Below are 22,213 nucleotides of genomic sequence, written 5' to 3' on the forward strand. Positions count from 1 at the left end.
GGATGGGCTCAAGGCGGCGCTAATGGGACCGGGACGTCTTTATGAGGCCCTGCGGGATCAAGCGGCCTGAGGGCTGCACCCGGCGATTTCGGCCCAAACCAGACGTTCGAGCCGGCCACGATGCCGCGACGCCGATTCCCCGAAGCGGACGTTGGCCGCGGGTCGGCAGCTTTGTGCCTGCAACGTCTGCAATGCGGACGAAGCCCCCGTTCGCTGCGCCACCGCATCGACGATCCAAGCTGAAACTCGTTGACACTCCCGCCATTTTATCTCAACGTCTCATCATCTATTGAGAAGTTGATTTGATGAACGAGCCTCAGGCGCTGGCCGCCTTTACTGCCCTGTCCCAGGACACGCGCCTGCGCGTCGTGCGGCTTCTGGTCCAGGCCGGGCCTGACGGCAGGGCGGCCGGGGCCATCGGGGAAGCCGTGGGTGGTGCCAGCACCTCACGGCTGTCGTTCCACCTGACCCATCTCGAACATGCCGGACTGATCCAGTCCCGGCGCGAGGGGCGCTTCATCATCTACAGCGCCGTTTATCCCGCCCTGGCCGGGCTCGTCGGCTTCCTGATGAAGGATTGCTGCCAGGGCCACCCCGAGATCTGTGCCCCTGCCGTCGCGGCGCTGGGGTGCGCCTGCGAACCCGACCTGACCGAAAGCGCCTGACCATGGATGTCGTCATCTACCACAACCCCGACTGCGGCACCTCCCGCAACACGCTGGCGATGATCCGCAATGCCGGCGTCGAGCCGCATGTCATCGATTATCTGAAGACGCCGCCCACCCGGGCGCTGCTGGTGCAGCTGGTCAACCGCATGGGGATCACGCCGCGCGACCTGCTGCGTGCGAAAGGCACGCCCTACGCCGAGCTTGGCTTGGACAATCCCTCCCTGTCCGATGAGGCGCTGCTCGATGCCATGATGGCGCGTCCGGTCCTGATCAACCGTCCCATCGTGGTCAGCCCCAAGGGCGTGCGGCTCTGCCGGCCCTCGGAAGCGGTGCTGGATCTGCTGCCACCGCAACAGGCGGCCTTCAGCAAGGAAGACGGCGAACCGGTCGTGGATGCCCAGGGCAACCGCACCCGTTCTGCCTGACCAAAGGATATCGCGATGACCTCTCCACGTCCGGCGAGCCGGCTTTCCTTTCTCGACCGCTACCTGACGCTCTGGATCTTCGCGGCCATGGCCGGGGGCATTCTCCTGGGGACGATCTTCACCGGCCTGCCGGATGCCTTGAACGCGATGTCGGTCGGATCGACCAACATCCCGATCGCCATCGGCCTCATCCTGATGATGTATCCGCCGCTCGCGAAGGTGCGCTACGAGGAGTTGCACCAGGTCTTTGCCGACAAGCGCGTGCTGCTGCTCTCGCTGGTGCAGAACTGGATCATCGGGCCGGTGCTGATGTTCGCCCTCGCCGTGATCTTCCTGCGCGACCAGCCGGAATACATGACCGGCCTGATCCTGATCGGCCTCGCGCGCTGCATCGCCATGGTGCTGGTCTGGAACCAGCTCGCGCGCGGCGACAACCAGTATGTCGCGGGGCTGGTGGCCTTCAACTCCATCTTCCAGATCCTGTTCTTCTCCACCTACGCCTGGCTGTTCCTGACCGTGCTGCCGCCGCTCTTCGGTCTGGAGGGCAGCGTCATCGACGTGGGCTTCCGGACCGTGACCGAGGCGGTGCTGATCTACCTGGGCCTGCCGTTCCTGGCCGGGTTCCTGACCCGCCGCATCCTGATCGCCCGCAAGGGGGCGAAGTGGTATCAGGAGGTATTCCTACCCCGGATCAGTCCGATCACGCTGGTGGCGCTGCTCTTCACCATTGCCGCGATGTTCAGCCTCAAGGGCGGCGACGTAGTGCGCCTGCCGCTGGATGTGCTCCGGATCGCCATTCCGCTGGTGCTGTATTTCGCCATCCAGTTCCTGGTTAGCTTCGCCATGGGCCGGCTGATCGCCAGGGACTATCCGCGCACCACGGCCATCGCCTTCACCGCCGCCGGCAACAACTTCGAACTGGCGATTGCCGTGGCCATCGCGGCCTACGGCCTGGCCTCGCCGGTGGCCTTCGCCGCCGTGATCGGTCCGCTGGTTGAGGTGCCGGTGCTGATCGGGCTGGTGAATGTCGCCCTGCGGCTTGGCAGCCGCTGGTTTTCCGAAGACGTGGCGCTGAAGGAGGCCCGCGCATGATCCCCGACCTGCCGAACCTGTCGCCCTCGGCCGTCCACCAGCCGAGCATCCCGACGATCCCGCGCGCCACCCATCCCCCGCGCATTCTCCTGCTCTACGGCTCGCTGCGGGAGCGCTCCTACAGTCGCTTCGCCACGCTGGAAGCCGAGCGCCTGCTGCGTCACTTCGGCTGCGAGACGCGCGTCTTCCATGCCAATGGCCTGCCGCTGCCCGACGATGCCGAGGCCTCGCATCCGAAGGTGCAGGAGCTGCGCGAGCTGTGCCTCTGGTCCGAGGGCCAGGTCTGGACCAGCCCCGAGCGGCACGGGGCCATGACCGGCGTGATGAAGTCCCAGATCGACTGGATCCCGCTTTCGATGGGGGCGATCCGACCCACCCAAGGACGAACGCTGGCACTGATGCAGGTCTCGGGTGGGTCCCAGTCCTTCAACGCCGTGAACCAGATGCGCCTCCTTGGCCGCTGGATGCGGATGATCACCATCCCGAACCAGTCCTCGGTCGCCAAGGCTTATGACGAGTTCGACGCGGCCGGACGGATGCGGCCCTCGAGCTATTACGACCGCATCGTGGACGTGATGGAAGAGTTGGTGAAGTTCACCCTGCTGACCCGCGATCTGTCGGGCGTCCTGACCGACCGCTACAGCGAGCGGAAGGAAACGGCCGCGAAGCTGGAAGCACGAGTGAGCCTGAAGGCCGCAACCTGATGGTCGCTGCCCGCCGCTGGCGGGTCATCTCCGCCCTCGGCATTGTCCAGATTCTGGCCTGGAGTAGCAGCTATTATCTGATGGCGGTCCTGGCGCAGCCAATCGTCACCGACACGGGCGGCCCTTGCCTTGGGGGTGGGGCCGTCTCGGTCGCGCTTGCCTGTGCGGGGCTGCCCTCGCCCATGGTCGGGAGCCTGATCGTCCGGCATGGCGGGCGCCCGGTGCTGGCGGCGGGATTCTAATTGGGTGTCCCGCTCTTGCTATTGACGCTCAGGACAAACTGAACATCGTGCCATGCACTTCAGTATCGGAGATAGTGATTAGCCCCGAGCGCCGCCTCGAAGGGAATAGCGAGCCGGCTAAGGCGTTCAGATACTGCGGTGATATCCGGAACAGTGATAGTGAATTCCGTGAGGCAAGCATCGCCAGGCTTCGGTGCAATATGCAGGCGGCCTTCGCTCCGCAGCACAGTCCACCAACGGAAGCAGCTACGACTCTTCTGGCAGGATCGAAGTCCATCGGGAAGATAGCGACACGTCGTCTGCCTCACATTCAAGCTCCCCGGTCGCTCGCACTCGTATCGGGATCAAACTCGCTGAGCGGCGGGCGCTTTCCGACCGTGACGTGATCAATGTCCTCGGCAGCAAAGCCGCGGATCAGCGCTGGAATCATCATGCAGACGAGCAGGAAGATGGGCAGGCCGACAACCGTGATGACCTCCTGCAAGGCAGTCAGCCCCGCTTCGCCGGCCAATAGGATCAGCATGGCGGCGATCATTCCCTCGGCCAGACCCCAGAAGACACGCTGCCGCACCGGTCCGGGTTCCGCCGTTCCCGTGCAGAGCATGTCGACAACGAGCGAGGCCGAGTCGGACGATGTCGCGAAAAAGATAGCGACGACCACGACCGCAAGCCCCTGCATCAGCGTTGCCCAAGGCAGTTCGGCAAAGAAGGCGAACATGGCGAGCGGCACGGACTCAGACACCGCCCGGCTGATCGCACCTGCCTCCGCTCCCATCGCGGCGCGCGCGGCTTGGCCCAGCCCGTCCATCTGCATAGCCTGCCAGCCGAAGATCGCGAACCACACGACGGTGAACAGCGTCGGGGCCAGCAGCACGCCGAAGACGAACTCGCGCACCGTGCGGCCACGGGAAATCCGAGCAACGAAGATCCCGATGAACGGCGACCAGGTCACGGTCCAGGCCCAGTAGAACACGGTCCAACTGGCCTGCCAGCCCCATGGCCCGGTGGCCATCCCTTCGCCGTGCAGCATGTCGTTCCAGAACGCGAGACGCGGCAGGTTCGACATGTAGAGGCCCATCGTCTCGACGATGCCCCGCAACAGGAAGAGCGTGCTGCCGGTCACCAGCACGAATACCAACAGGCCTACGGCCATGCCGATGTTGATGTTGGAAAGCAGCTTCACGCCCTTGTCCAGCCCTGCGACGATGGACGCTGTCGCGACTGCGGTCAGCGTGAGCAGGATCGTGAGGCGCAACATGACAGTGTTGCCGATCCCGAAAAGTTCGGAAAGCCCGGCGGCCACCTGTGAAGACCCCAGACCCAGTGACACGGCCACCCCGAACAGCGTGCCGAGGATCGAGGTGATGTCGATGGCCTTGCCGATCGGACCGTGGATGCGCTCGCGCAGCAGCGGGTAGAAGACAGAGCTTACCCGAATCGGCAAGTCGTAGCGGTTGATGAAATACCCGAACGCCAGCCCCGGCAGCGTGAAGATCGTCCAAGTGTGCAGCGCAAGGTGGTAGAGCGAGATCGAGATCGCGTCTTGGGCGGCCCGCACCGTGAAAGGCTCGACCCCTGGCAGGGGCGGGCTTTGGTAATGGCTGATCGGCTCTGCCACGCCCCAGAACATCAGCACGGTCCCGATGCCTCCGGCAAAGAGCATGGTGAACCACGATATGTTTGAATATTCCGGCCGCGAGTTGCGTGGCCCGAGCCGGATATGGCCGTGCCGCGACATGGCCGCCCAGATCAGGAACCCGAGCCAGACGTTCACGCCGAGGATGAAGAACCAGCCCAAGTTCGTCACGACCCAGGTGCGCCCTGCAGAGAACGCCTCGCCGATCGTCTCAGGCATTGCGACCAGAAGTATGACGAACAGCACAGAGAGGCCGGCGGAAACGAAGAAGATCGCGGGGTCACCCCTGAGGCCAAGTCGCGTCATCCAATTCTGCATCAGTCCGGTCCTTCCATGTCCGTCACGCTGCCCTCTCGATCAGGCTAAGTCTTGCGAGAACGAAAGCGTTCCTTGTGCATCAGCGGCCATGTGCCAGGCAGCACGGTTGAGACGAAGTGGGTTGCCGCAGGGCAATCCGGGTTCCGGCAGGAGTGCTCTGCCGCCTCTGACTGGAAGCGAACAGACGAAGCAACGGAACCCTACCGTCGAAAAGCAGGTTTTCCGTGTTCTTGGCAACGTCCAAGGAGGAGAGCCATGCAGGTTCGCGAGATGATCAACACCCATCCCGGCGTGAAGGGAAGCACGGTCGACAAGCTGCTGCAGTGCATCGAGGAATGCTATAGTTGCGCTCAGACCTGCACGGCTTGCGCGGATGCTTGCCTCGCAGAGGAGATGGTCGCCCAGATGCGGCAGTGCATCCGGCTGAACCTCGACTGTGCCGACCTTTGTGCAGCAACCGGCGCCATGGCGTCGCGACCCACGGGGACCAACATCGAAGTTCGATGCGCTGCCATCCAGGCTTGCGCGCAAGCTTGTCACGCGTGCGGACAGCAATGCGAGCGACACGCCGGAGAGCACAAGCATTGCGAGATCTGCGCCGAGGCATGCACGCGATCCGCCGAGGCATGCCATGCCGCTCTCGCTGAGGTGCATTAGCCTTCATCCATCGCCTTTCCCCCTCAGACTTCGTGACGCAGAAGGTGTAAACTCAGGAGTGAGCGTGACCGCAGCATTGCCTCGGACTCACAAGCCGGTGAAGAGCATAGGAAAGCCAAGGGCGCGCAGGAGCGACGGAGTTCGCAGTCTTCTGGGCCATCACGGGCGGAACCCGGGGTTTAACAGGGCGTTCTGCGGCCATGGACTTCGGTGCGCTCCATCCCGCTTACCATACATGGCCCGAGGTAGCGCTACGGCTCGGAGGAGCGCTGATCCTGTCGCTTGCGCTGGGAATTGAGCGATTTCTCCGCAGAAAGCCGATCGACTTCCGTCCTTTTGTCATTATCTCTGTCGCCTCTTGTGCCCTGTCGGTGGGCATCAGTTCGCCTACGGAACAGATGACGAGACGATCTCCATCGACCCTGGCAGGGTGCTCGGTGGCGTTATGAGCGGCATCGGCTTCATCGGGGTTGGTGCCCTGTTCCGGGAAGACAAGACCGTCCATGGCGCCGGATCAGCGGCCTCGATCTGGGCGGCAGGGGCGATCGGATTGATCTGTGGGCTGGGCTTTCTGTGGCTGACTGGGATCCTCACCCTTGTGCTGCTTGCCCTACTGCTCATCAGCCGGCCCTTTACGGAGGACTACACCATCAACATCAAGGACGAGGAATAGGCTCCTGCCGGCACCATGAAGCCTTGCTGCCGTGCCTACCATCCGATGCGGGCGTGTCGAACCTCGGGACTGCCTCTCTCAGCAAGCTGCAGAGTGACAATCAGGAACCAAGACACAGTTCAGGAAACCACGAATGCCGACGAAAGAACCTCAGAAGCAAGCCCCCATGCTCGTGCTGATCAGCGACAAGGCTGGACCTGACGGGTGGACAGGCGGCAGTCCGCAGGGAGCACTTCATGTTTTTTGATGGTTGGTCCGACCTCTTGCGCATCCTGGTGGTCGGCCTGTGCGCCTACACCGGCCTGGTGCTGATCCTGCGCATCACTGGCAAACGCACCCTGTCCAAGATGAACGCGTTCGACTTCGTGGTCACGGTCGCCTTGGGCTCGACCTTGGCCTCGGCGGTGCTGAGCAGCGACGTTTCAGTATCGGAAGCGATCCTCGCCTTCGCGTTGCTGTGTGTTCTTCAGCTCGCCATCACGTCCCTATCTGTGCGCTCAAGGCGCTTTCAGAACTTGATCAAGTCCGAACCAGCTCTTTTGGTCTATCGTGGCGCTCTGCTGCCAGACATGCTCCGGCGCGAGCGGGTCACCGTAGAGGAGGTCCTGGCCACTATGCGCGCGAGCGGCAAGGCCGAGCTTTCCTCGGTTTTTGCCGTGGTGCTCGAAACGGATGGGTCGTTCAGCGTTCTGGATGCGCCGGACAGCGGGGCGGGCGACGCGCTTCGCCACGTGAAGCGACCGGCCTCGGATGCCCGTGGTCAGCGAGACGCCTCATCATGAACAGTCATCATGCCGCGGAACACGTGCTGAAACCGGCCGCTCGAGGCCGTGCTTTGGCTTGGGCGCTGGCCGCCCTGACACTTCTTGCCAATGTCGCCGGATATGCCCTGGACCTTTACCAGCGCTTCTGGTGGTTTGATCGCGTGCTGCATGGCGGCACGATCCTTGCGATCACCTTCTGGCTTGGGCTGTTCGTCCTCGCCCCTCGCCTGCATCCCCGCAAGGGCCGCGGTCTTGTGGCCACGTTCCTGCTGGCATCCGTAGGCATTGCGCTCGGGGCATTGTGGGAAGTTGCCGAGTGGGGCGCCGACTTTGTCCTGACAGGCAACGTGATCAAGGGCAAGAACGACACGATCTTGGACCTGATCATGGACACGGCGGAGAGCAGCGAATGTGAGCACCAGCCGACCAACGTGGGCTGAACTGATCGGCCCTTGCTGCCGATCGGGCTCAGCGCCGCACCGCACTTGGCGCTGCCGTGGCTCCGGTTGCTGCGCAAAGATCGACGGCGGCACTTCCCAGAACAGGCAGGGTCGTCGCGATCAGGACCCGCTTCAAGAAATTTGCCTCTGCGCTCTTCCTCGATGATCCGCGCGCCCGTTTCTCCCCGAAGCCAGGCGCCCCGCTCACTCGGGCAGGGCATAGGCGACGATCTGGTCGCTGACGCGCGGCGCGAGGATCTGGTTTCCGCCGGCCGTGAACAACACGTATTGCCTGCCCTGCCAAGTATAGACCGCGGGGATCGAATTCACGGGCGCATCCACGATCGCCGACCAAAGTTCCTCTCCTGTCTCGGCGGACAGCGCGCGGACGCGGGAGTCCATGGACGCGCCGATGAAGATCACGCCGCTTGCGGTCAGCACCGGGCCGCCGATGTTCGGCGAGCCCCAGTCGCGCATCCCGTAGAAGCCCCAGTATTGCGACATGCCGAAGGGCACGTTCCAGACCTGCTCGCCCGTGGTCAGATCATAGGCAGCGATGGTGCCATAGGGCGGCTTCCAGCAGGGAATGCCCAGCCAGTTGCGCAGCACCGCCAGCTCGAACCCGTAAGGCGCGCCAAGCTGCGGATAAAGCCCGACCTCAGAGGCGCTGCCTTCCTCGCGCCCCTGGATCAGAGTGTCGTATTCCTGTCGAGGGATCATCCTCAGCGTCTCGACCACGCGCGAGGTGTTGATGATATAGAGACCCGTGCGCGGGTCGACCGCACCGCCGCCCCACTGCATCCCGCCCGAGGTGGCGGGATAGAACAGCGTGCCCTGGCCCTCGTCGGTCGGCGGGGTGTAGAGCCCTTTGTAACGCGTGTTCTCGATCTTCCGGCCGCAGCCCCCCAGCGAGGTTGCCTGCCCCAGCCACCACAGTCCCGGCCATTCGAAGGGATCGTTCATGGGCGGAATGGCCAGCGAGAACTTCTGCGTCGGCGCCAGCACCTCCCCCTCGACGGCGCCGGTCTGCGAGACGGGACGCTCCTCGACGGGATAGATCGGCTCGCCGGTTTCGCGGTTCAGGACGAACAGCATCCCCATCTTGGTCGTCTGGATCAGCGCCGGCACCTCCTGCCCGTCGATGGTCAGGTCCACCAGCGTCGGCGCAGCGTTGGTGTCGTAGTCCCATATGTCATGGGCGACCAGCTGATAGGACCACAGCACCTCGCCCGTTTCCACGTCCGCCGCGGTGATCGAGGTCGCCATCGGCGCCGGCTCGGTCCGGTTGCCGCCCCAGTAGTTCGGGCTGGGGGAGGATACGGGCATATAAAGAATGCCGCGCTCCTCATCGACGGACATGGCGGTCCAGACGTTGGCCGTGCCCGATTTCGTGCGCATCTCTTCCGGAAGGAAGTTCAGGTCCCAGTTCAGTTCCCCGGTGCGGGCGTCCAGCGCGAAGACGGTGCCCGGAGGGGCCTTTGAATACTGCCAGTCCCAGCCCGCCCAGCCGACGAACAGCTGGTCGCCCGAGACGGTCGGCGGCTGCAGCACCGACAGAGGCCAGACGTCGTTGCTGGTGTTCCACTGGTTGATGTTGACGACGCCGCCGTTGCCGAAGTCCGCGCAGGGCTGACCGGTATCGGCATCGACCGCGTGCAGGTTCGCATCCATCGTGCCCAGATAGACGCGCTTTTCGCAGGCCCTGCCGGGGATCTGCTCGGCCGCTTCCCAATAGGCGACGCCGCGGGTCTTGAGCCCCGGCTGGGTCAGCGCCTCGAGCCGGGACTGGCTGTCATAGGACCAGCGGACGTGTCCGTTGCCCGGATCAAGCGCGAGGATGCGGTAGAAGGGCGTGCTGACATAGATCGTGTCGTTCACGAACAAGGGTGTCGCGTTGAAGAACGAGGGCGGCAGGTCGCCCGAGCCGTCCGAGACGTCGCCGGTGTGGACTTCCCAGGCCTTCTCGAGCTGGTGAACGTTCTCGGGGGTGATCTGGGTCGCGGTGGAAAACTTCTGCGCAGACAGGTTGCCGTGGAAACTGCTCCATTCCTGCGTCGGTTCGGTAGCCTGCTGGGCCTGTGCTGGTAGGACGGCGGCAAATGTCAGGATGGCAAAGGAAAGGCAGGCCATGGATGATGTCATTATCTTGTCCCTTGTCATTAAGCCCGGGCCGCACGCCGGATGCCCGTCAGCTCCGGGAGCGCGATGCGGAGGATCTGGGCGCCTGTCGCCACGACCATCGCAACGGTCAGGGTCCAGCTCATCAGGAACCAGCCGGCAAGGGCCGTCAGAACCGCGCCCAGGAGAATCAGCCACTGGAAGGTCACCAGCACGCCGCGCGACGTGGTCGTGACCGTCACTGCCAGTCCGAACAGAAGCAGACCGCAGGCGACGATCACCAAGAGGGTGCCGGGTTCCCCTTGGATGCCGCTCAGCCGATCGAAATAATTCCGGATCGATACATACAATCCCGCCGCCGCGGCAGCCGTGAGCAGCACATCAGCCCACTCGACGCGCCGCATCCATGATAGTTGACTATGTCCTGCGTCGTATGTTGCGGATCGAGCCATGCGCTCCTTCCCCTCCAAGGTTTGCGAACCACCAGCGTTGAGGGGGAAGAACGCCGAAATGTCCTTCATGTTCCGGAAGGGCGAAGGATCGATCTGAAGAACCCTAGCGGCCTGACAGTCGCTCAGAACCTGAACCTCTGCACTAGCAAAGGTTCCGATCGATGCGACGAGAGATTTCGGCCCATAGCGGACGGTCAGAAGACCAGCGACGCCGGAGCGCGGCCTCCCGAGACCGGCCAGCGCACTGACCGGGCACCTCGCACTATATTCGGAACTCGACGCGGCGATAGAGGCGCGCGCAGAACTGCTGTCCTTGCCTCTGCAAAAACGCGTATCGCCTTTCAGCGTCAGCACGCCGGCATCAAGCACCTCCCGAATACCGTCTTCCTAAATGCCGGACACTTCGAACACCGAGCTTCTCGCAAAGGTCATCTCACCACCGCGGAACAGCCGACGCCTTGCCGTTCGGGGCCCGATTCGCCAAGATGGAGGGACGCCCCAATCGAAGAGCTGTCTATGGGATTTCGTCGCCTCGCTCGGAACTTCGGCTTGGTGGCGACGGGACTGGCGACCTTGTCCGGCTGCGGCATGTTCAAGCGGCACTCCGCACTCGAGTGCATGGAGCGCGCCGTGTATTTCGAGTCCAACCGCTCCAGCCGCGACGGAATGGTCGCGGTCGGCAGTGTCGTGATGAACCGCGTCGGCTCGCGCGACTATCCCGACACGGTTTGCGGCGTGGTCTCGCAGAAGAACCAGTTCGCCCCGGGGGTGATGACGCGCAGGATGGACAGCCGCTCGGCCCCACAGGCCCGCGAGGCAGCCATCTCGGTGCTGGGAGGGGAGCGGCATCCGATGATCGGCAACGCGCAGTTCTTCCACGCGGCAAGCTATCGGGCCGGCTACAACAACATGCATTATGTGCTGACCACCGGCGGCAACACCTTCTATGAGCGGCGCCGGCCCGAGTTTGTGACCAACCCCGTTTCCCGCCCTTCCATCGAGGGCGTCACACGTTCCCGACGGTGACGAAGACGGCCGGACTTCAGCCCCCGGGAGAGTGAGAGTTCCCGAAATGAGCTGTGCGGGCTCAGGTCTGCGGCGAGATGCCGGGAAAGCTTCAGGCTACCGACGCGTCGCGCTTCTTGAAGATGATCCGCCGCTCGCCCGGACATAGCGCAAGTTGCACCCCGCAGCCTCGGCCAGTCCTGCGGGCGGGAGAGGACCAGCCCCGTTCGGCGCCCGATATTGCCCATCCGCCCGTTGACCCACGCCTACCCGCTGGGCGGGGCGAGGCTGCGGCAGACAGGGCCGCTTGCGGCGTTCATCCTGTCGAGCACCATATCGGCGAGGGCATCGGGACCATGTGCTCCGCTGTCGAGAACAAGGGTTTCCGCCGGCAGGTCCTGCCTTGCCGACAGACAGCGGTCCACCTGCGCCAGCCGCCACTGGCGTATCTCGCGGTTGCGGACGGGATCGGGATGCATCGCCTGACGTTCGATGCGGTCGCGCAGGAGATCGGCGTCGAGATGAAGAGAGACGTGGAGCAGATCATTGTCGATGCGCCGGGCGCCGCCCAGAAGCTCGTCCAGATACTCGGGCCGGACCAGTGTCATCGGCACGACGATGTCCTGCCGGTAATGTGCGCGCAGCGCGGCGATGGTCAGGGTTCTCCAGATCGGCAGGTCCTGATAGTCGCCACCTGGCGCAGGCGGAACGGTCGCCTTCACGACGAAGCCGATCTCCTCGGCGTCGAACAGCAGCAGGTCCGGCCGGCGCAGCCGCAGGCTGTCGGCCAGTGTCGTCTTTCCGGCGCCGAAGGGTCCGTTCAGCCACACGATCATGGGACGTCCCCATTCTCACGACCGTCCGCGCCTTGTCCGGGCGCGCGGGGCATCCCCAGCGGCGGGTCCGGCGCGACCCGCTCGTGGCCGAAGTGCTGCTCAAGGTAGCTCACACCGAAAGCCGTGATGTCCTGCGCGTCGAACAGATGGCATTGCGCCCCTGCCACCCGTCCCTGCCGGTGGCGCCCCGATGCCACATAGGCCCTTGCGATCGTCTCTACCGCATCGGGTTCGCCCTCGACGGCGAAGCGGTCGAGAATGCCGTTCGAGTCGAACTCCTCGGTCTTCACCCAGACGGTCCGGCCGTCCGTTCCGCGCAGCGGCATCTCGCAGGTCACCCGGCGCTTGCCGGGAACTTCCGCGATCGCCTCGGCATAGTGCAGGACGGTCACGGCATCCAGCGGAGCGCCCAGCAGCAGGACCTTTCCGCCGAGATAGACCAGCCGCTCCAGCGGCGAGCCTCGCCCCAGGGCGTGACCCAGAGGATGGTCCTCGGTCAGTTCCTGCGCGCGGGCGCCGACCGCGACCATGGAGGCGTCGGGATGTGCGCTGCGCCGCGCGCCGGGCGTATCGGCGAGGAACTGGTTAAGCAGGCCGAAGCCGCGATAGGTGCCGGCTGTTTCCGGATCGAAGACTGGCCAGGCGCGGCGCTCATGGTCGCTCATGCGTGCGCCGTTCAGGGTTGCCTCGTAAGGCGATCGGTCCCACGACGCATAGCCCATCAGGGTGCCGGCCGGGCTGACGACCTCAAGAAGCGCAGCGATGATACCCTCGGCCCCGTTTTCGACCGGCCCGATGGCTTTCAGCGACGCGTGCAGCATCAGCAGGTCGCCGGGCTCGACGCCCAGCCGGTTAAGGTCGGCGATGACCGAGGCCTTGCTTCTCATGTCGCAGGTGCCCTGGTGGCAGCGGCCGTGCAGGCAGCGCGGGCATTCTGCACGTGTGCGGACCCTGCGCAAAGCCCGTCTCGCGCGCAGGCAAGGACGGATCTTGAGGCCCGGAAGGGGGGCGCTCTCCGGCTGATCGATCCGGGGGAACGCTTCAACCACCATGCTCGTGCGCGCGCTGCCGGTCGCTGTTGCAACTGCTTGCCCTGCGCTCGTGGGATTCGGCACCGGCGAAAGCCCGACGCCAATCTACGCGACGGGCTTTCGATGGCCGGTCCTCGGCAACCCGCTATCCCGCGTCCGGCACCTGCCCGCTGTCATCTGGCGCGATGGTGTCGTAGTGGTGGCAAAACGACAGGTCGGATAATGCGAACTCATCTTGCTGCTCTCCTCGCTCTCATGATCGTCACCGGATGCGCGGTCGGGTCTGGTGCAGTGGTCAAGGGCGCCGGCCCGGACGATCTTCTGAAGCTTCGCGAAGGCCCTGGCCTCAACCACAAGATCATAATCGGCCTGCCCGACGGAACGCGCCTTACCCGGCAGAACTGCGTCACGAATAACGGCAAGGTCTGGTGCAAGGTCACGCTCACCGACAGGCCCGGGATCTCGGGCTTCGTTTCGGCGGAGTATCTGGCGCACCGCTGACAGCAACATGTCGGCCCTTTGCTGCCGTTCGTGCCGGCCTCCATGCTGCATTGCAGCTTTCTCACACCTGCCATTCGCACGTGGTGCATTGATCTCCGTGCACGATGAGCGCAAGACTGGAGTGGTGATGCAGGTGTCTGGAAACACGCCCCGGCCCTTCCCCAGCTGGGCCGCCCTGAACATCCGTTCCTGCGATCAGGGCTGCACCGCCTGACCGACACCAGCAGGCATCGGAATGGTCTGGTCGACGGTCTCTGTGTCATGCTCCGCCAGAACACGTGCCACCTCCCGCTCATCAGCAAGCAGGGAGGCCCACCTTTCAGGGGGCAGACCAACGCTTTGCCTGCCGCACGATTATCTGACATAATGCGGATAGGAATATTAGGCAGGCTAATGAATGGCGAACCAGAACTTCAACGCGCTTGCCACCTTCGCGACCATCGCCCGCGAGCGCAGCTTTACCCGCGCCGCGGCCCAGCTGGGTGTCTCGCAATCGGCGCTCAGCCAGACCATCCGGTTGCTGGAGGAGCGCGTCGGCATCCGGCTACTGACGCGGACCACCCGCAGCGTGGCGCCGACCGAGGCGGGCGAGCGATTGCTGGCGACGCTTTCGCCCAAGTTCGACGAAATCGAGGCCGCCTTGGCATCGCTTAGCGACCTGCGCGACAAGCCTGCGGGCACCGTCCGCATCACGGCGGGAGAGCACGCGGCGGTCTCGATCCTCCAACCCGCCCTGGCCGGGTTTCTGGGGGACTACCCGGACATCACGGTCGAGTTAATCGTCGACTACGGGCTGACCGACATTGTCGCGCAAGGATTCGACGCCGGGGTCAGGCTGGGGGAACAGGTCGCCCGCGACATGATCGCCGTGCGGATCGGGCCGCCCATGCGGATGGCAATGGTCGCATCTCCCGAGTATTTTGCGGACAGGCCCATTCCCCTGGTGCCGCAGGATCTGGCCCGGCACAACTGCATCAACATGCGCCTGCCGACCTACGGCGGGATCTTCCCCTGGGATCTGGAAAAGGACGGCCAGGAGGTGAAGGTCAGGGTGGAAGGGCAACTGGTCTTCAACAACCTGGGCCTGCGGTTGAGCGCGGCGCTTGCCGGAATGGGGATCGCCTATATGCCCGAGGATCAGGTGCTGGGGGCGGTCGCGCAGGGGCGCCTGGTCCGGGTGCTGGAGGACTGGTGCCCCGCCTTTCCGGGCTATCATCTCTACTACCCCTCGCGCAGGCACCATTCGCCGGCGTTCTCCCTGATCGTCGATGCGTTGCGTTATCGGGAACAGGTGTGAGGGGTCACAGCGCCGTGGGCAGGCCCTGGGTCCAGGAGTCCAGCTGGCGCAGCGTGTTCCGTTCCTGATCGCATTCCAGGACGAAGGGCGGCAGGATCTCGGCGCCGCTTGCCAGTTCGGCCAGGGTCTGCAGGGCGCTGCCTTCGCCATAGCCGCCATGGGTGATGAACGGAACGACAGTCTTGCCGGACAGGTCGTGACTGCGCAGAAAGCTAGCCATGACGCCTGACATCGCTCCGCCCCAGATCGGAAAGCCCAGGAACACTGTTCGGTAGCGACCCAGATCGACGTCCTCGGCAAGCGGGACATCGGCATCCTGTTCGCGCAGGTCCGTGGCCCAGGCCACCATCTGGTCGTAATCGGCTGGCCAAGGTGTCGCAGGACGCATCTCGAACAGGTCGGCGTCGAACTGGCGCGACAGCGCGCCCGCCAGGACGCGGGTATTGCCGGAACGGGAGAGATAGACGACCAGCCGGCCACTGCCCGTGCCCTGCGCATGGGCCACTCTGGTTGCAACGCTTGCCGCAGCCAGGGATGCGATTGCGCCCGTCAGCGTCTCGCGCCGCGTGAGATGGTTGGTCATGAAACGCGTCCTTTGCTGGCTCGCGGTGAACGTCGGGACAGCGCCAGTGTCCGCCGCCGTCCCGTCCCAGGTCCAAGGGGTTCAGCCCCGTTCCGGCGCCTCGACATCCGAGAAGACCTGCACGGCGTCGGGCAGGCGTGCGCCCCGGACCTCGAAAGCGCGCACGGCGTCGTTCAGTTTGGTCAGTTCGGTTTCCGAAAAGGTGATCCCGGCCGCCCCGGTGTTTTGCAGCATGTGCGCCATCTGCGTGGTGCCGGGGATCGGCACGATCCACGGCTTTTGCGCCAGAAGCCAGGCCAGGGCGATCTGGCCGGGGGCGGCGTCCTTGCGGTCCGCCCAAGTCCGCAGCAGGTCCACCAGGCCCATGTTGTGCGGCAGGTTCTCGGGCGCAAACCGGCCCTCGATGCCGCGAATGTCGCCCTCGGCTAAGCGGGTGGCTTCGTCGATGGCGCCGGTCAGGAAGCCCACGCCCAAGGGGCTCCAGGGCACGAAGCCGATGCCCAGTTCCTCGCAGACCGGGATCGCGCCGGTTTCCGGGCCGCGCCACAGCATCGAGTATTCGCTCTGAACGCGGTCACGGGCAGCGCGGCATGGGCGCGGCGCAGGGTGTTCAGGCCCATCTCGGACAGGCCCCAGTGCAGCACCTTGCCTTCGTCCATCAGATCCTTGACCGCGCCCGCGACGTCCTCGATGGGCACGGCGGGATCGACGCGGTGCTGATAGAGCAGATCGATGCGGTCGGTGTTCAGGCGGCCCAGCATGCCTTCGACCACGATCTTGATATGCTCGGGTCGGCTGTTCAGACCCGGCAGACGCTCGCCGGTCTCCTGGTCGATGTTCCAGCCGAACTTGCTGGTGATAACCACCTGGTCACGGAAGGGCGCGATGCCCTCGCCCAGGATGCGCTCGACTTCGAAGGGGCCATACCCTTCGGCGGCGTCGAAGAAGGTGACGCCGTTGTCAAAGGCGGCGCGGATGATGGCGTGCATGTCGTGCCGGTAGGGGATGGTCCGCTGGTAGGTGCGGCTCATGTTCTGCACCCCAAGGCCGATCGCCGAGACCTCCAGCGAGCCGAGCATCCGGCGGCCGGGCGACGGTGCCAATGAGGGCGCGGCGGGTGGGGCCTGGGGCGCAGTCTGGGTTTGGGCGACGCTGGCCAGAGGGGCTGCGGCAAGGGCGCCGGCGGCCAGCATCAGGCCGCGGCGGCCGATCCGAAGGTCATCTGCATCGCTCATGAGCTTATCCTTGTTTTGCGTTGTAATCGTCGTCCGAAACCTGCTCCAGCCAGTCCACGCTGCGCCCCTCCGGCGCCTCGGAAAAGGCGATATGGGTCATGCTGAAATGGGGGCTGGCGCCGTGCCAGTGTTCCAGCCCGGCGGGGATCCAGACGGTGTCGCCGGGACGCATTTCCTGTATCGGCCCGCCGCGCAGGCCGATGCGGCCGACGCCTGCAGTGACGATCAGGGTCTGGCCAAGCGGGTGGGTATGCCACGCCGTTCGCGCGCCCGGAGTAAAGACCACGGTGGCGCCGGCGATGCGCGCGTCTCCGGTTCCCTTGAAGGGGCTTTCAACCCGGGCCTCGCCCGTGAACCAGGCGGGCGACCCCTTTGTGGCGGGCTGGCTGCCCAACCGCTTAATGGTAATGGCGTCCATGGTCACTCCTTCTGCTCGGCAAAGACCTCGCGGGCGATGCCCACGGCGGTGACGGCGGTGGGCCAGCCGGAATAGAAGGCCAGATGGGTGATCACCTCGGCGATCTCCTCGGCCGTTACACCGTTCAGAAGGCCAAGGCGGATGTGGGATCGCAACTGGTCGGGACGGGCCAGGGCGATCAGCGCGCTGATTGTCGCGAGGCTGCGGTCGCGCGGCGACAGGCCGGGTCGCGCCCAGACATCGCCGAACAGCACCTCGTCCGTCAGTTGCGCCAGCTTTGGGGCGATGTCGCCCATCAGCTGCTGGGCGCGCGAGGGTTGACCGCTCTCGTCGTCGGAAGGGGTCACGGCGTTCTCCAGACTGTCTTTTCCTCACCGCGCCTGCGCGGTGGGGCGGAACAGGATCTCATTGATGTCGACATTCTCGGGCTGGCTCATCGCAAACAGCACGCAGCGGGCGAAGCTGTCGGCGGGGATGGCATACTCCTGGTAAAACCCCGAGATCGCCTCATTGACGCCGGGGGCGCCGACGGAGGCGGGAAGGTCAGTATCGACCGCGCCCGGCGACAGGATCGTGGTGCGGATGTTGTAGGGCTTGACCTCTTGCCGCAGCGCCTCGGAAATCACCCGCACCGAATACTTGGTGGCAGAGTAGATCGCGCCGCCGGGGTTGATGGTATGGCCCGCCACGGACGAGACGTTGATGAACTGCCCGCTTTTCTGCGCCTGGAAATGGGGCAGCGCCGCGGCGATGCCCCACAGCACGCCCTTGATGTTGATGTCGATGCACAGGTCCCATTCGTCGAGCCGCAACATCTCCAGTGGCGCAAGCGGCATGATCCCGGCATTGTTGATCATCACGTCGATCCGGCCATAGATCGCGACCGCACCATCCACAAAGGCCTGGACCTGCGCACGGTCGGTCACGTCCACTTGGAACGCCGCCTCTTTCGGAAGGCCCAGTTCGGCGGCCAGGGCTTCCAGCCGGTCGAGTCGACGTGCGCCGATCGCGACCTTGGCGCCGGCCCGGACGAGGTGGCGCGCGGTCTCGGCGCCCAACCCGCTGGAGGCGCCGGTGATGACGACGACCTTGCCGGCGATGTTCTCTGTCATGGTAAGTCTCCGCTTGTTGCGAAATCAGACCCGTGCCGGGCCTTTGAAGATGGCCCGGATCCGCTCCAGATCGGCGATCACCTGCGCCGGTTCATCAGCCAGGGGCATGTTCGGCGTATCGCGCGCGCCGTCGAGCGTGCCGGGTGCATCGGCCTCTAGCGGGCCGAAAACGGTATCATAGTCCGGTTGTTCCGGCCCATGTTCGGCAACCAGCTCGAAGGTCTTGCCCCGCGCCGCGTCCGACCGCAGGCTGCGCACCAGGACCAAGGCGAGCTGGTCGCGCGCGATGACGCCGTCGCGGGGCGTGCCGGTCTGGCGGCTGTCGCCCTGCAGCATCACCAAGCGGCGCTGATCGGCGTCGTTGTAGTCGAACCATCCGGGCCGGACGATGGTATGATCCAGCCCGCTGGCCCGGATCAGCCGCTCGCCCCGGCGCTTCCAGTCATGCGCGCCCTTGCGGTCGGTGGTGCTGATGGCCGTCATCAGGGCAATGCGGGGCCGCTGGCCGTCCAGAGCCAGCAGGACGTTCCGCACGGCCCCATAGTCCACGGCCTCCGGCCCCGGCGGGCGGACGTTCGAGCCATGCGTGAAGACGACGGCATCGACATCCGCCACCACATCGCGCAGCGTTTGCGCGCGTGTCAGGTCGCCGACCGCCAGTTCCACGCGGGCCGGGAGCCGGGCCCGGCGGGCGTCCCGAACCAGGGCTCGGACGGCATATCCTTCCGCCAGCCCAGCTATCACGACCGGCCGGCCGATGCTGCCCGTCGCGCCGACGACCAGCAGTCTTTGCGATGCCTGTGCCATCCGGTCCGGCTCCTCTCAATCCAGCTTCTTGTCGGTCAGGAAGGCGGACACCTGGTCGGCGATCTCGACGTTGTTCAGGTCCGAGAACATGAAATGCGTATTCCCCGTGATCCCGACCTCGGGCAGGTGAACCAGGGTGGCGTCGCCGCCGTGGCGATTGACCGCCTCGACCCACAGCTGCGCCATGGCCAGCCGCACACGCCAGTTGTCCTTGCCGCGCTCAGTGGTGGGCTCGACCGGGATGTTGTCGCCGTAGTAGATGACGATGGGCATCCGGGTCAGCTTCTGGAAATCCTCAAGCGGAACCGTCTCGGCCGACAGCGTTCCGGCGGCGCTCGGCATGGGCTCGGGGGCCTCGCCCTCGGGAAAGACGAAGCCGCTGCCCGGCTCGAAGGCGACGATGCCGCGAACGTCCTCGTTGCGGATCGCGGTCAGCCAGCCCGGCCCCCCGCCCTGCGAGTGGGTGAACAGGATCGAGGGTCCGATGCGGTCGATCAGCGCCGACATGCCGTCCGCGACAAGGCCCGCGTCAAACGCGCCGGTGTTCGGCGTGACCGAGCGGAAGAACTGCTCTCGCGCCTCGGGGCTGCGATCGAACTGCACGCCCTCGAAGTAATCCGGCCATTGGCCGATGCGGAACTGGTCGAAGAACAACTGGTCATAGGGGGTGGGCTCGATGCTGGCCGCGACCGTGCTGTTGCCCGCGCGCCCGCGGCGCGGCTGATCGACGACATAGACGGGAAAGCCGCGGCGCAGGAACAGGGTCTGGAACCCCTCGCGCCCGTCCGGCGTGGTTTCCCAACTGCGGCCCGACTGGTAGGCGCCGTGCAGCATCACGATCGGCAGGGGTCGGGCATCGGCGGGCACCTGGTAGAAGGCGTAAAGGTGGTCGCCGTGAAAGCTCTGGCCCTCGGACATGGGCGCGTTGTTCTGGAACGTGCCGGGGGTTTGCACGACGGTGCCGCCGATGGCAAAGCTGCCCTGCGCGGCAATGGTCAGGGGATCGGATTGCTGGGCGAGGGACATGGATGCTCCGAAAAGGCAGGCCGTGGCTGCCAGGGTAAGAAGCGCTGCGCGGCTCATGATCACCTCCTGTGATGGCTTCTCGAACATAGTCGAGGGAGACGGATGCGATTAGCCGAGCAAATGCGATAGAACTCATTAGGCTGACTAATAAGAGCGCAGAGTTCTTTCGGAACCTTGAAAGCTGGCCTGTAGCTCCTTCCATTGGTGTTGCGCGATAGACCGATCCGCCGTGCGATCTCCCCGATCGGCAGCTACTCCCGAAACGCGATGCGTCGAATGATGTTCAAAAGTCCCGTGTGGATCACTCCGTTACCCCGCCGCGCTCCGCTTTGGGGAAGGGTCACATGGGTCAGTTCTCAGTGGAAATTACGCGCCTACCCGGGTCAGCTCCGGGTGGAAATCAACAGGCCAATTGGGGGCTACAGGCCGTGGTCGCCTCTTCCTTCCGTCGTCGCTGCCACGGTATTCAAGGCCAAGACTCGCTGAGATGATCGGCGGCACCCCCCGCCTGATCGACCGACCTCAAGAAAATAGGGGCTTGGCAGTGACGCGAGAAGGCTGCCCAGCCCCAGCTCGAACATGACCCCCTCAACCTGAACTTCTCCTTGCGCCCCCCTCAAAGCGGCACCGGTCGGGACAGCAACGGATTTCCCTTCCACACTCACTATTCGAGAAGGAGGAAGATGGGACTGGACCGGGAAGGCTGTGGCGGCGTTGCGGCGTGGGCTCAAGTGGCACCGGCACGATCGGCATTTCGGGAGTGTAAGGATCGCCACGGGCTGCCGCGCTGGCACCAAAGCGGCGGCCGCTGAACGCCGATCTTGACGCATGCATGGCGATCAGCATCGACGGAGGTTCCTCCAGTTTGAGTAGGCCTGCTGTCGGCACGACTTAACCCCTGATCCGCGTGGTGCCATGATCCCGCTGCTTCAGCCTGACCCGTATATCCTTGTCCTGACCGGCGCGGGCTTCCTGATTGCGCTGGTGGCGTGGCTGCCGCTGGCGCTGCGGCGGCTGCCCCTGTCATTGCCCGTCGTCTGCATCGGCCTGGGGGCGGCGCTCTTCTCGCTTCCGGGGGCCAGGCTGGAACCCTCGGCGCTGGCCTATCCCGAGATCACCGAACGGTTCAGCGAGTTCGTCGTCATCATCGCGCTGATGGGGGCCGGGCTGAAGCTCGACCGGGTCTTCGGGCTGCGCCGCTGGCAGGTCACCTGGCGGCTGATCCTCGTCACCCTTCCCCTCAGCATTGGCGCCATCACCCTCCTTGCCGGAACGTGGATGGGCCTTGCATGGCCGATCGCGCTGCTCCTGGGCGGCGCTGGCCCCGACCGATCCGGTCCTCGCCGCCGACGTGCAGGTCGGCCCGCCCAGGACGGGCGAGGAGGACGAGGTCCGCTTCGGCCTCACCTCGGAAGCGGGCATGAACGACGGCGCGGCCTTTCCCTTCGTCCACCTGGCGATCGCGCTCGCCCTCGCCGGCGCGACCGGAGAGCCCTGGGCCGCGAATTGGCTGAGCTACAACGTCCTGTGGGAAATCAGCGCCGGCGTCTTGGGCGGCTACCTCATCGGCCGCGCCTTCGGCTGGCTCACCTTCCGCATCCCGGCCGAGACCAAGCTGGCGCAGACCGGCGACGGGCTGATCGCGCTCTCAGCCACCTTCGTGTCCTACGGACTGACCGAGATCATCCACTCCTATGGTTTCCTGTCGGTCTTCGTCACCGCCCTGACCTTCCGCGCAGCCCACCGCGGCCACGACTTCCACCGCGAGATGCACGACGTCACCGAGCAGGTCGAGCGGCTGGCGATGATGGTGCTTCTGCTGCTGTTCGGGGGCGCCGTGGCCAAGGGTCTGCTGGCGGGGCTGGCTTGGCGGGACCTCGCCGCGGCGCTGGTCATCCTTCTGGTCATCCGCCCCGTAACCGGGCTGATCGGCTTGGCTGGACTCAGGGCGTCCTGGAGCGAGAAGCTGACGATTGCTTCCTTCGGGATCCGGGGCGTGGGATCGATCTATTATCTGGCCTTCGGCCTGAACCACATGGAGGTTGAAGGCGGCGAGCGACTGTGGGCCATCGCGGGCTTGGTGATCCTGATCTCCATCCTCATGCACGGGCTGACCGTCACGCCCGTCATGCGCCTGCTCGATCGGACCCACGGCCGCGATCCCGATGCAGAT

At 65.1% G+C, this 22,213-nt stretch carries 25 protein-coding genes and 1 pseudogene; 13 read left to right on the top strand and 13 right to left on the bottom strand.

All coding sequences use genetic code 11. From position 1 onward, the window contains the following. Positions 1 to 305 precede the first annotated feature (305 nt). From KTN05_RS15350 to KTN05_RS15370, 5 genes are read left to right on the top strand one after another with little or no spacing between them, the layout of a single operon-like run. Entirely contained in the window at positions 306 to 665 is a 360-nt protein-coding gene (locus KTN05_RS15350; protein WP_217330265.1) for a helix-turn-helix transcriptional regulator, read from the top strand. A 2-nt stretch (positions 666 to 667) separates the two neighbouring features. Next, positions 668 to 1,093: an arsenate reductase (glutaredoxin) gene (gene arsC, locus KTN05_RS15355; protein WP_217330266.1), complete on the top strand. Its 426-nt coding sequence runs from the start codon at positions 668 to 670 to the stop codon at positions 1,091 to 1,093. A 15-nt stretch (positions 1,094 to 1,108) separates the two neighbouring features. Next, entirely contained in the window at positions 1,109 to 2,185 is a 1,077-nt protein-coding gene (arsB, locus tag KTN05_RS15360) for an ACR3 family arsenite efflux transporter (protein WP_217330267.1), read from the top strand. Beyond that, positions 2,182 to 2,889 (top strand): arsenical resistance protein ArsH, encoded by a 708-nt coding sequence (gene arsH / locus KTN05_RS15365; protein ID WP_217330268.1) that lies wholly within the window; start codon positions 2,182 to 2,184, stop codon positions 2,887 to 2,889. The genes arsB and arsH overlap by 4 nt, the downstream gene beginning before the upstream one ends. Further along, a complete protein-coding gene (locus tag KTN05_RS15370; protein WP_217330269.1) occupies positions 2,889 to 3,131 on the top strand; it encodes a hypothetical protein in 243 nt (80 codons plus the stop codon). The genes arsH and KTN05_RS15370 overlap by 1 nt, the downstream gene beginning before the upstream one ends. A 310-nt stretch (positions 3,132 to 3,441) precedes the next feature. Here the strand turns inward: KTN05_RS15370 and KTN05_RS15375 are convergent, their stop codons facing one another. Then, positions 3,442 to 5,085 carry a BCCT family transporter gene (locus tag KTN05_RS15375; protein ID WP_217330270.1) on the bottom strand — a complete coding sequence of 548 codons (1,644 nt, stop codon included), beginning with the start codon at positions 5,083 to 5,085 and terminating at the stop codon, positions 3,442 to 3,444. A 255-nt stretch (positions 5,086 to 5,340) separates the two neighbouring features. On the opposite strand from KTN05_RS15375, the gene KTN05_RS15380 reads away from it, so the two are divergent. The 4 genes from KTN05_RS15380 (at position 5,341) to KTN05_RS15395 (ending at position 7,619) form a co-directional block, all read left to right on the top strand. Beyond that, the gene (locus tag KTN05_RS15380) at positions 5,341 to 5,742 is read left to right on the top strand and encodes a four-helix bundle copper-binding protein (RefSeq protein WP_217330271.1); all 402 of its coding nucleotides are present in this window, start codon (positions 5,341 to 5,343) and stop codon (positions 5,740 to 5,742) included. Between the two features lie 358 nt (positions 5,743 to 6,100). Beyond that, positions 6,101 to 6,415 carry an MgtC/SapB family protein gene (locus KTN05_RS15385; RefSeq protein ID WP_256449535.1) on the top strand — a complete coding sequence of 105 codons (315 nt, stop codon included), beginning with the start codon at positions 6,101 to 6,103 and terminating at the stop codon, positions 6,413 to 6,415. 236 nt (positions 6,416 to 6,651) lie between these two features. After that, entirely contained in the window at positions 6,652 to 7,197 is a 546-nt protein-coding gene (locus KTN05_RS15390; protein ID WP_217330273.1) for a DUF421 domain-containing protein, read from the top strand. Continuing rightward, positions 7,194 to 7,619, top strand: a complete 426-nt coding sequence (locus tag KTN05_RS15395) for a hypothetical protein (protein ID WP_217330274.1) — start codon at positions 7,194 to 7,196, stop codon at positions 7,617 to 7,619. The genes KTN05_RS15390 and KTN05_RS15395 overlap by 4 nt, the downstream gene beginning before the upstream one ends. A gap of 204 nt (positions 7,620 to 7,823) precedes the next feature. Here the strand turns inward: KTN05_RS15395 and KTN05_RS15400 are convergent, their stop codons facing one another. After that, positions 7,824 to 9,749: a PQQ-binding-like beta-propeller repeat protein gene (locus KTN05_RS15400; RefSeq protein ID WP_217330275.1), complete on the bottom strand. Its 1,926-nt coding sequence runs from the start codon at positions 9,747 to 9,749 to the stop codon at positions 7,824 to 7,826. Between the two features lie 29 nt (positions 9,750 to 9,778). Then, positions 9,779 to 10,558: a hypothetical protein gene (locus KTN05_RS15405; protein WP_217330276.1), complete on the bottom strand. Its 780-nt coding sequence runs from the start codon at positions 10,556 to 10,558 to the stop codon at positions 9,779 to 9,781. Between the two features lie 147 nt (positions 10,559 to 10,705). Here KTN05_RS15405 and KTN05_RS15410 point away from each other — a divergent pair, with 147 nt between their 5' ends. Next, positions 10,706 to 11,215 carry a cell wall hydrolase gene (locus KTN05_RS15410; protein ID WP_217330277.1) on the top strand — a complete coding sequence of 170 codons (510 nt, stop codon included), beginning with the start codon at positions 10,706 to 10,708 and terminating at the stop codon, positions 11,213 to 11,215. Positions 11,216 to 11,460: 245 nt separating this feature from the next. On the opposite strand, the gene KTN05_RS15415 is transcribed toward KTN05_RS15410, so the two are convergent. Together KTN05_RS15415 and aac(3) are read right to left on the bottom strand one after the other, a co-directional pair. Further along, complete coding sequence (locus KTN05_RS15415) at positions 11,461 to 12,030, bottom strand: AAA family ATPase (protein WP_217330278.1); 570 nt, start codon at positions 12,028 to 12,030, stop codon at positions 11,461 to 11,463. Next, positions 12,027 to 12,917 carry an aminoglycoside 3-N-acetyltransferase gene (gene aac(3) / locus KTN05_RS15420; RefSeq protein WP_217330279.1) on the bottom strand — a complete coding sequence of 297 codons (891 nt, stop codon included), beginning with the start codon at positions 12,915 to 12,917 and terminating at the stop codon, positions 12,027 to 12,029. The genes KTN05_RS15415 and aac(3) overlap by 4 nt, the downstream gene beginning before the upstream one ends. Before the next feature lie 366 nt (positions 12,918 to 13,283). Here aac(3) and KTN05_RS15425 point away from each other — a divergent pair, with 366 nt between their 5' ends. Together KTN05_RS15425 and KTN05_RS15430 are read left to right on the top strand one after the other, a co-directional pair. Next, a complete protein-coding gene (locus tag KTN05_RS15425) occupies positions 13,284 to 13,562 on the top strand; it encodes an SH3 domain-containing protein (protein ID WP_217330280.1) in 279 nt (92 codons plus the stop codon). Between the two features lie 397 nt (positions 13,563 to 13,959). After that, entirely contained in the window at positions 13,960 to 14,859 is a 900-nt protein-coding gene (locus KTN05_RS15430; protein WP_217330281.1) for a LysR family transcriptional regulator, read from the top strand. 4 nt (positions 14,860 to 14,863) lie between these two features. Here the strand turns inward: KTN05_RS15430 and KTN05_RS15435 are convergent, their stop codons facing one another. The 8 genes and pseudogenes from KTN05_RS15435 to KTN05_RS15470 form a co-directional block, all read right to left on the bottom strand. Further along, the gene (locus KTN05_RS15435) at positions 14,864 to 15,442 is read right to left on the bottom strand and encodes a flavodoxin (RefSeq protein ID WP_217330282.1); all 579 of its coding nucleotides are present in this window, start codon (positions 15,440 to 15,442) and stop codon (positions 14,864 to 14,866) included. Positions 15,443 to 15,523: 81 nt separating this feature from the next. Continuing rightward, positions 15,524 to 16,677, bottom strand: a pseudogene (locus KTN05_RS18745) (aldo/keto reductase). A 4-nt stretch (positions 16,678 to 16,681) separates the two neighbouring features. Further along, positions 16,682 to 17,095, bottom strand: coding sequence for a cupin domain-containing protein (locus tag KTN05_RS15445; RefSeq protein ID WP_217330283.1), 414 nt, complete (start codon positions 17,093 to 17,095; stop codon positions 16,682 to 16,684). Between the two features lie 2 nt (positions 17,096 to 17,097). Then, positions 17,098 to 17,442: a carboxymuconolactone decarboxylase family protein gene (locus KTN05_RS15450; RefSeq protein ID WP_217330284.1), complete on the bottom strand. Its 345-nt coding sequence runs from the start codon at positions 17,440 to 17,442 to the stop codon at positions 17,098 to 17,100. 24 nt (positions 17,443 to 17,466) lie between these two features. Beyond that, positions 17,467 to 18,207, bottom strand: coding sequence for an SDR family oxidoreductase (locus KTN05_RS15455; protein ID WP_217330285.1), 741 nt, complete (start codon positions 18,205 to 18,207; stop codon positions 17,467 to 17,469). 24 nt (positions 18,208 to 18,231) lie between these two features. After that, a complete protein-coding gene (locus tag KTN05_RS15460) occupies positions 18,232 to 19,014 on the bottom strand; it encodes an SDR family oxidoreductase (RefSeq protein WP_217330286.1) in 783 nt (260 codons plus the stop codon). Between the two features lie 15 nt (positions 19,015 to 19,029). Continuing rightward, on the bottom strand, positions 19,030 to 20,097 hold the full coding sequence (locus KTN05_RS15465) for an alpha/beta fold hydrolase (protein ID WP_217330287.1): 1,068 nt from the start codon (positions 20,095 to 20,097) through the stop codon (positions 19,030 to 19,032). 1,046 nt (positions 20,098 to 21,143) lie between these two features. Further along, complete coding sequence (locus KTN05_RS15470; RefSeq protein ID WP_217330288.1) at positions 21,144 to 21,296, bottom strand: hypothetical protein; 153 nt, start codon at positions 21,294 to 21,296, stop codon at positions 21,144 to 21,146. Between the two features lie 29 nt (positions 21,297 to 21,325). Here KTN05_RS15470 and KTN05_RS15475 point away from each other — a divergent pair. Next, positions 21,326 to 22,213 (top strand): sodium:proton antiporter (locus tag KTN05_RS15475; protein ID WP_217330289.1); only part of this gene is annotated, 888 nt, incomplete at its 3' end.

Source organism: Paracoccus sp. Z118, assembly GCF_019061185.1.
GTDB lineage: Bacteria > Pseudomonadota > Alphaproteobacteria > Rhodobacterales > Rhodobacteraceae > Paracoccus.

Bases quoted from the DNA above. Each gene is read 5' to 3' on its own strand.
- KTN05_RS15350 (WP_217330265.1), top strand. From the start codon at position 306: ATGAACGAGCCTCAGGCGCTGGCCGCCTTTACTGCCCTGTCCCAGGAC.
- arsC (WP_217330266.1), top strand. From the start codon at position 668: ATGGATGTCGTCATCTACCACAACCCCGACTGCGGCACCTCCCGCAAC.
- arsB (WP_217330267.1), top strand. From the start codon at position 1,109: ATGACCTCTCCACGTCCGGCGAGCCGGCTTTCCTTTCTCGACCGCTAC.
- arsH (WP_217330268.1), top strand. From the start codon at position 2,182: ATGATCCCCGACCTGCCGAACCTGTCGCCCTCGGCCGTCCACCAGCCG.
- KTN05_RS15370 (WP_217330269.1), top strand. From the start codon at position 2,889: ATGGTCGCTGCCCGCCGCTGGCGGGTCATCTCCGCCCTCGGCATTGTC.
- KTN05_RS15375 (WP_217330270.1), bottom strand. From the start codon at position 5,085: ATGCAGAATTGGATGACGCGACTTGGCCTCAGGGGTGACCCCGCGATC.
- KTN05_RS15380 (WP_217330271.1), top strand. From the start codon at position 5,341: ATGCAGGTTCGCGAGATGATCAACACCCATCCCGGCGTGAAGGGAAGC.
- KTN05_RS15390 (WP_217330273.1), top strand. From the start codon at position 6,652: ATGTTTTTTGATGGTTGGTCCGACCTCTTGCGCATCCTGGTGGTCGGC.
- KTN05_RS15395 (WP_217330274.1), top strand. From the start codon at position 7,194: ATGAACAGTCATCATGCCGCGGAACACGTGCTGAAACCGGCCGCTCGA.
- KTN05_RS15400 (WP_217330275.1), bottom strand. From the start codon at position 9,749: ATGGCCTGCCTTTCCTTTGCCATCCTGACATTTGCCGCCGTCCTACCA.
- KTN05_RS15410 (WP_217330277.1), top strand. From the start codon at position 10,706: ATGGGATTTCGTCGCCTCGCTCGGAACTTCGGCTTGGTGGCGACGGGA.
- KTN05_RS15415 (WP_217330278.1), bottom strand. From the start codon at position 12,030: ATGATCGTGTGGCTGAACGGACCCTTCGGCGCCGGAAAGACGACACTG.
- KTN05_RS15425 (WP_217330280.1), top strand. From the start codon at position 13,284: ATGCGAACTCATCTTGCTGCTCTCCTCGCTCTCATGATCGTCACCGGA.
- KTN05_RS15430 (WP_217330281.1), top strand. From the start codon at position 13,960: ATGGCGAACCAGAACTTCAACGCGCTTGCCACCTTCGCGACCATCGCC.
- KTN05_RS15435 (WP_217330282.1), bottom strand. From the start codon at position 15,442: ATGACCAACCATCTCACGCGGCGCGAGACGCTGACGGGCGCAATCGCA.
- KTN05_RS15445 (WP_217330283.1), bottom strand. From the start codon at position 17,095: ATGGACGCCATTACCATTAAGCGGTTGGGCAGCCAGCCCGCCACAAAG.
- KTN05_RS15455 (WP_217330285.1), bottom strand. From the start codon at position 18,207: ATGACAGAGAACATCGCCGGCAAGGTCGTCGTCATCACCGGCGCCTCC.
- KTN05_RS15460 (WP_217330286.1), bottom strand. From the start codon at position 19,014: ATGGCACAGGCATCGCAAAGACTGCTGGTCGTCGGCGCGACGGGCAGC.
- KTN05_RS15465 (WP_217330287.1), bottom strand. From the start codon at position 20,097: ATGAGCCGCGCAGCGCTTCTTACCCTGGCAGCCACGGCCTGCCTTTTC.
- KTN05_RS15470 (WP_217330288.1), bottom strand. From the start codon at position 21,296: ATGGCGCCAATGCTGAGGGGAAGGGTGACGAGGATCAGCCGCCAGGTG.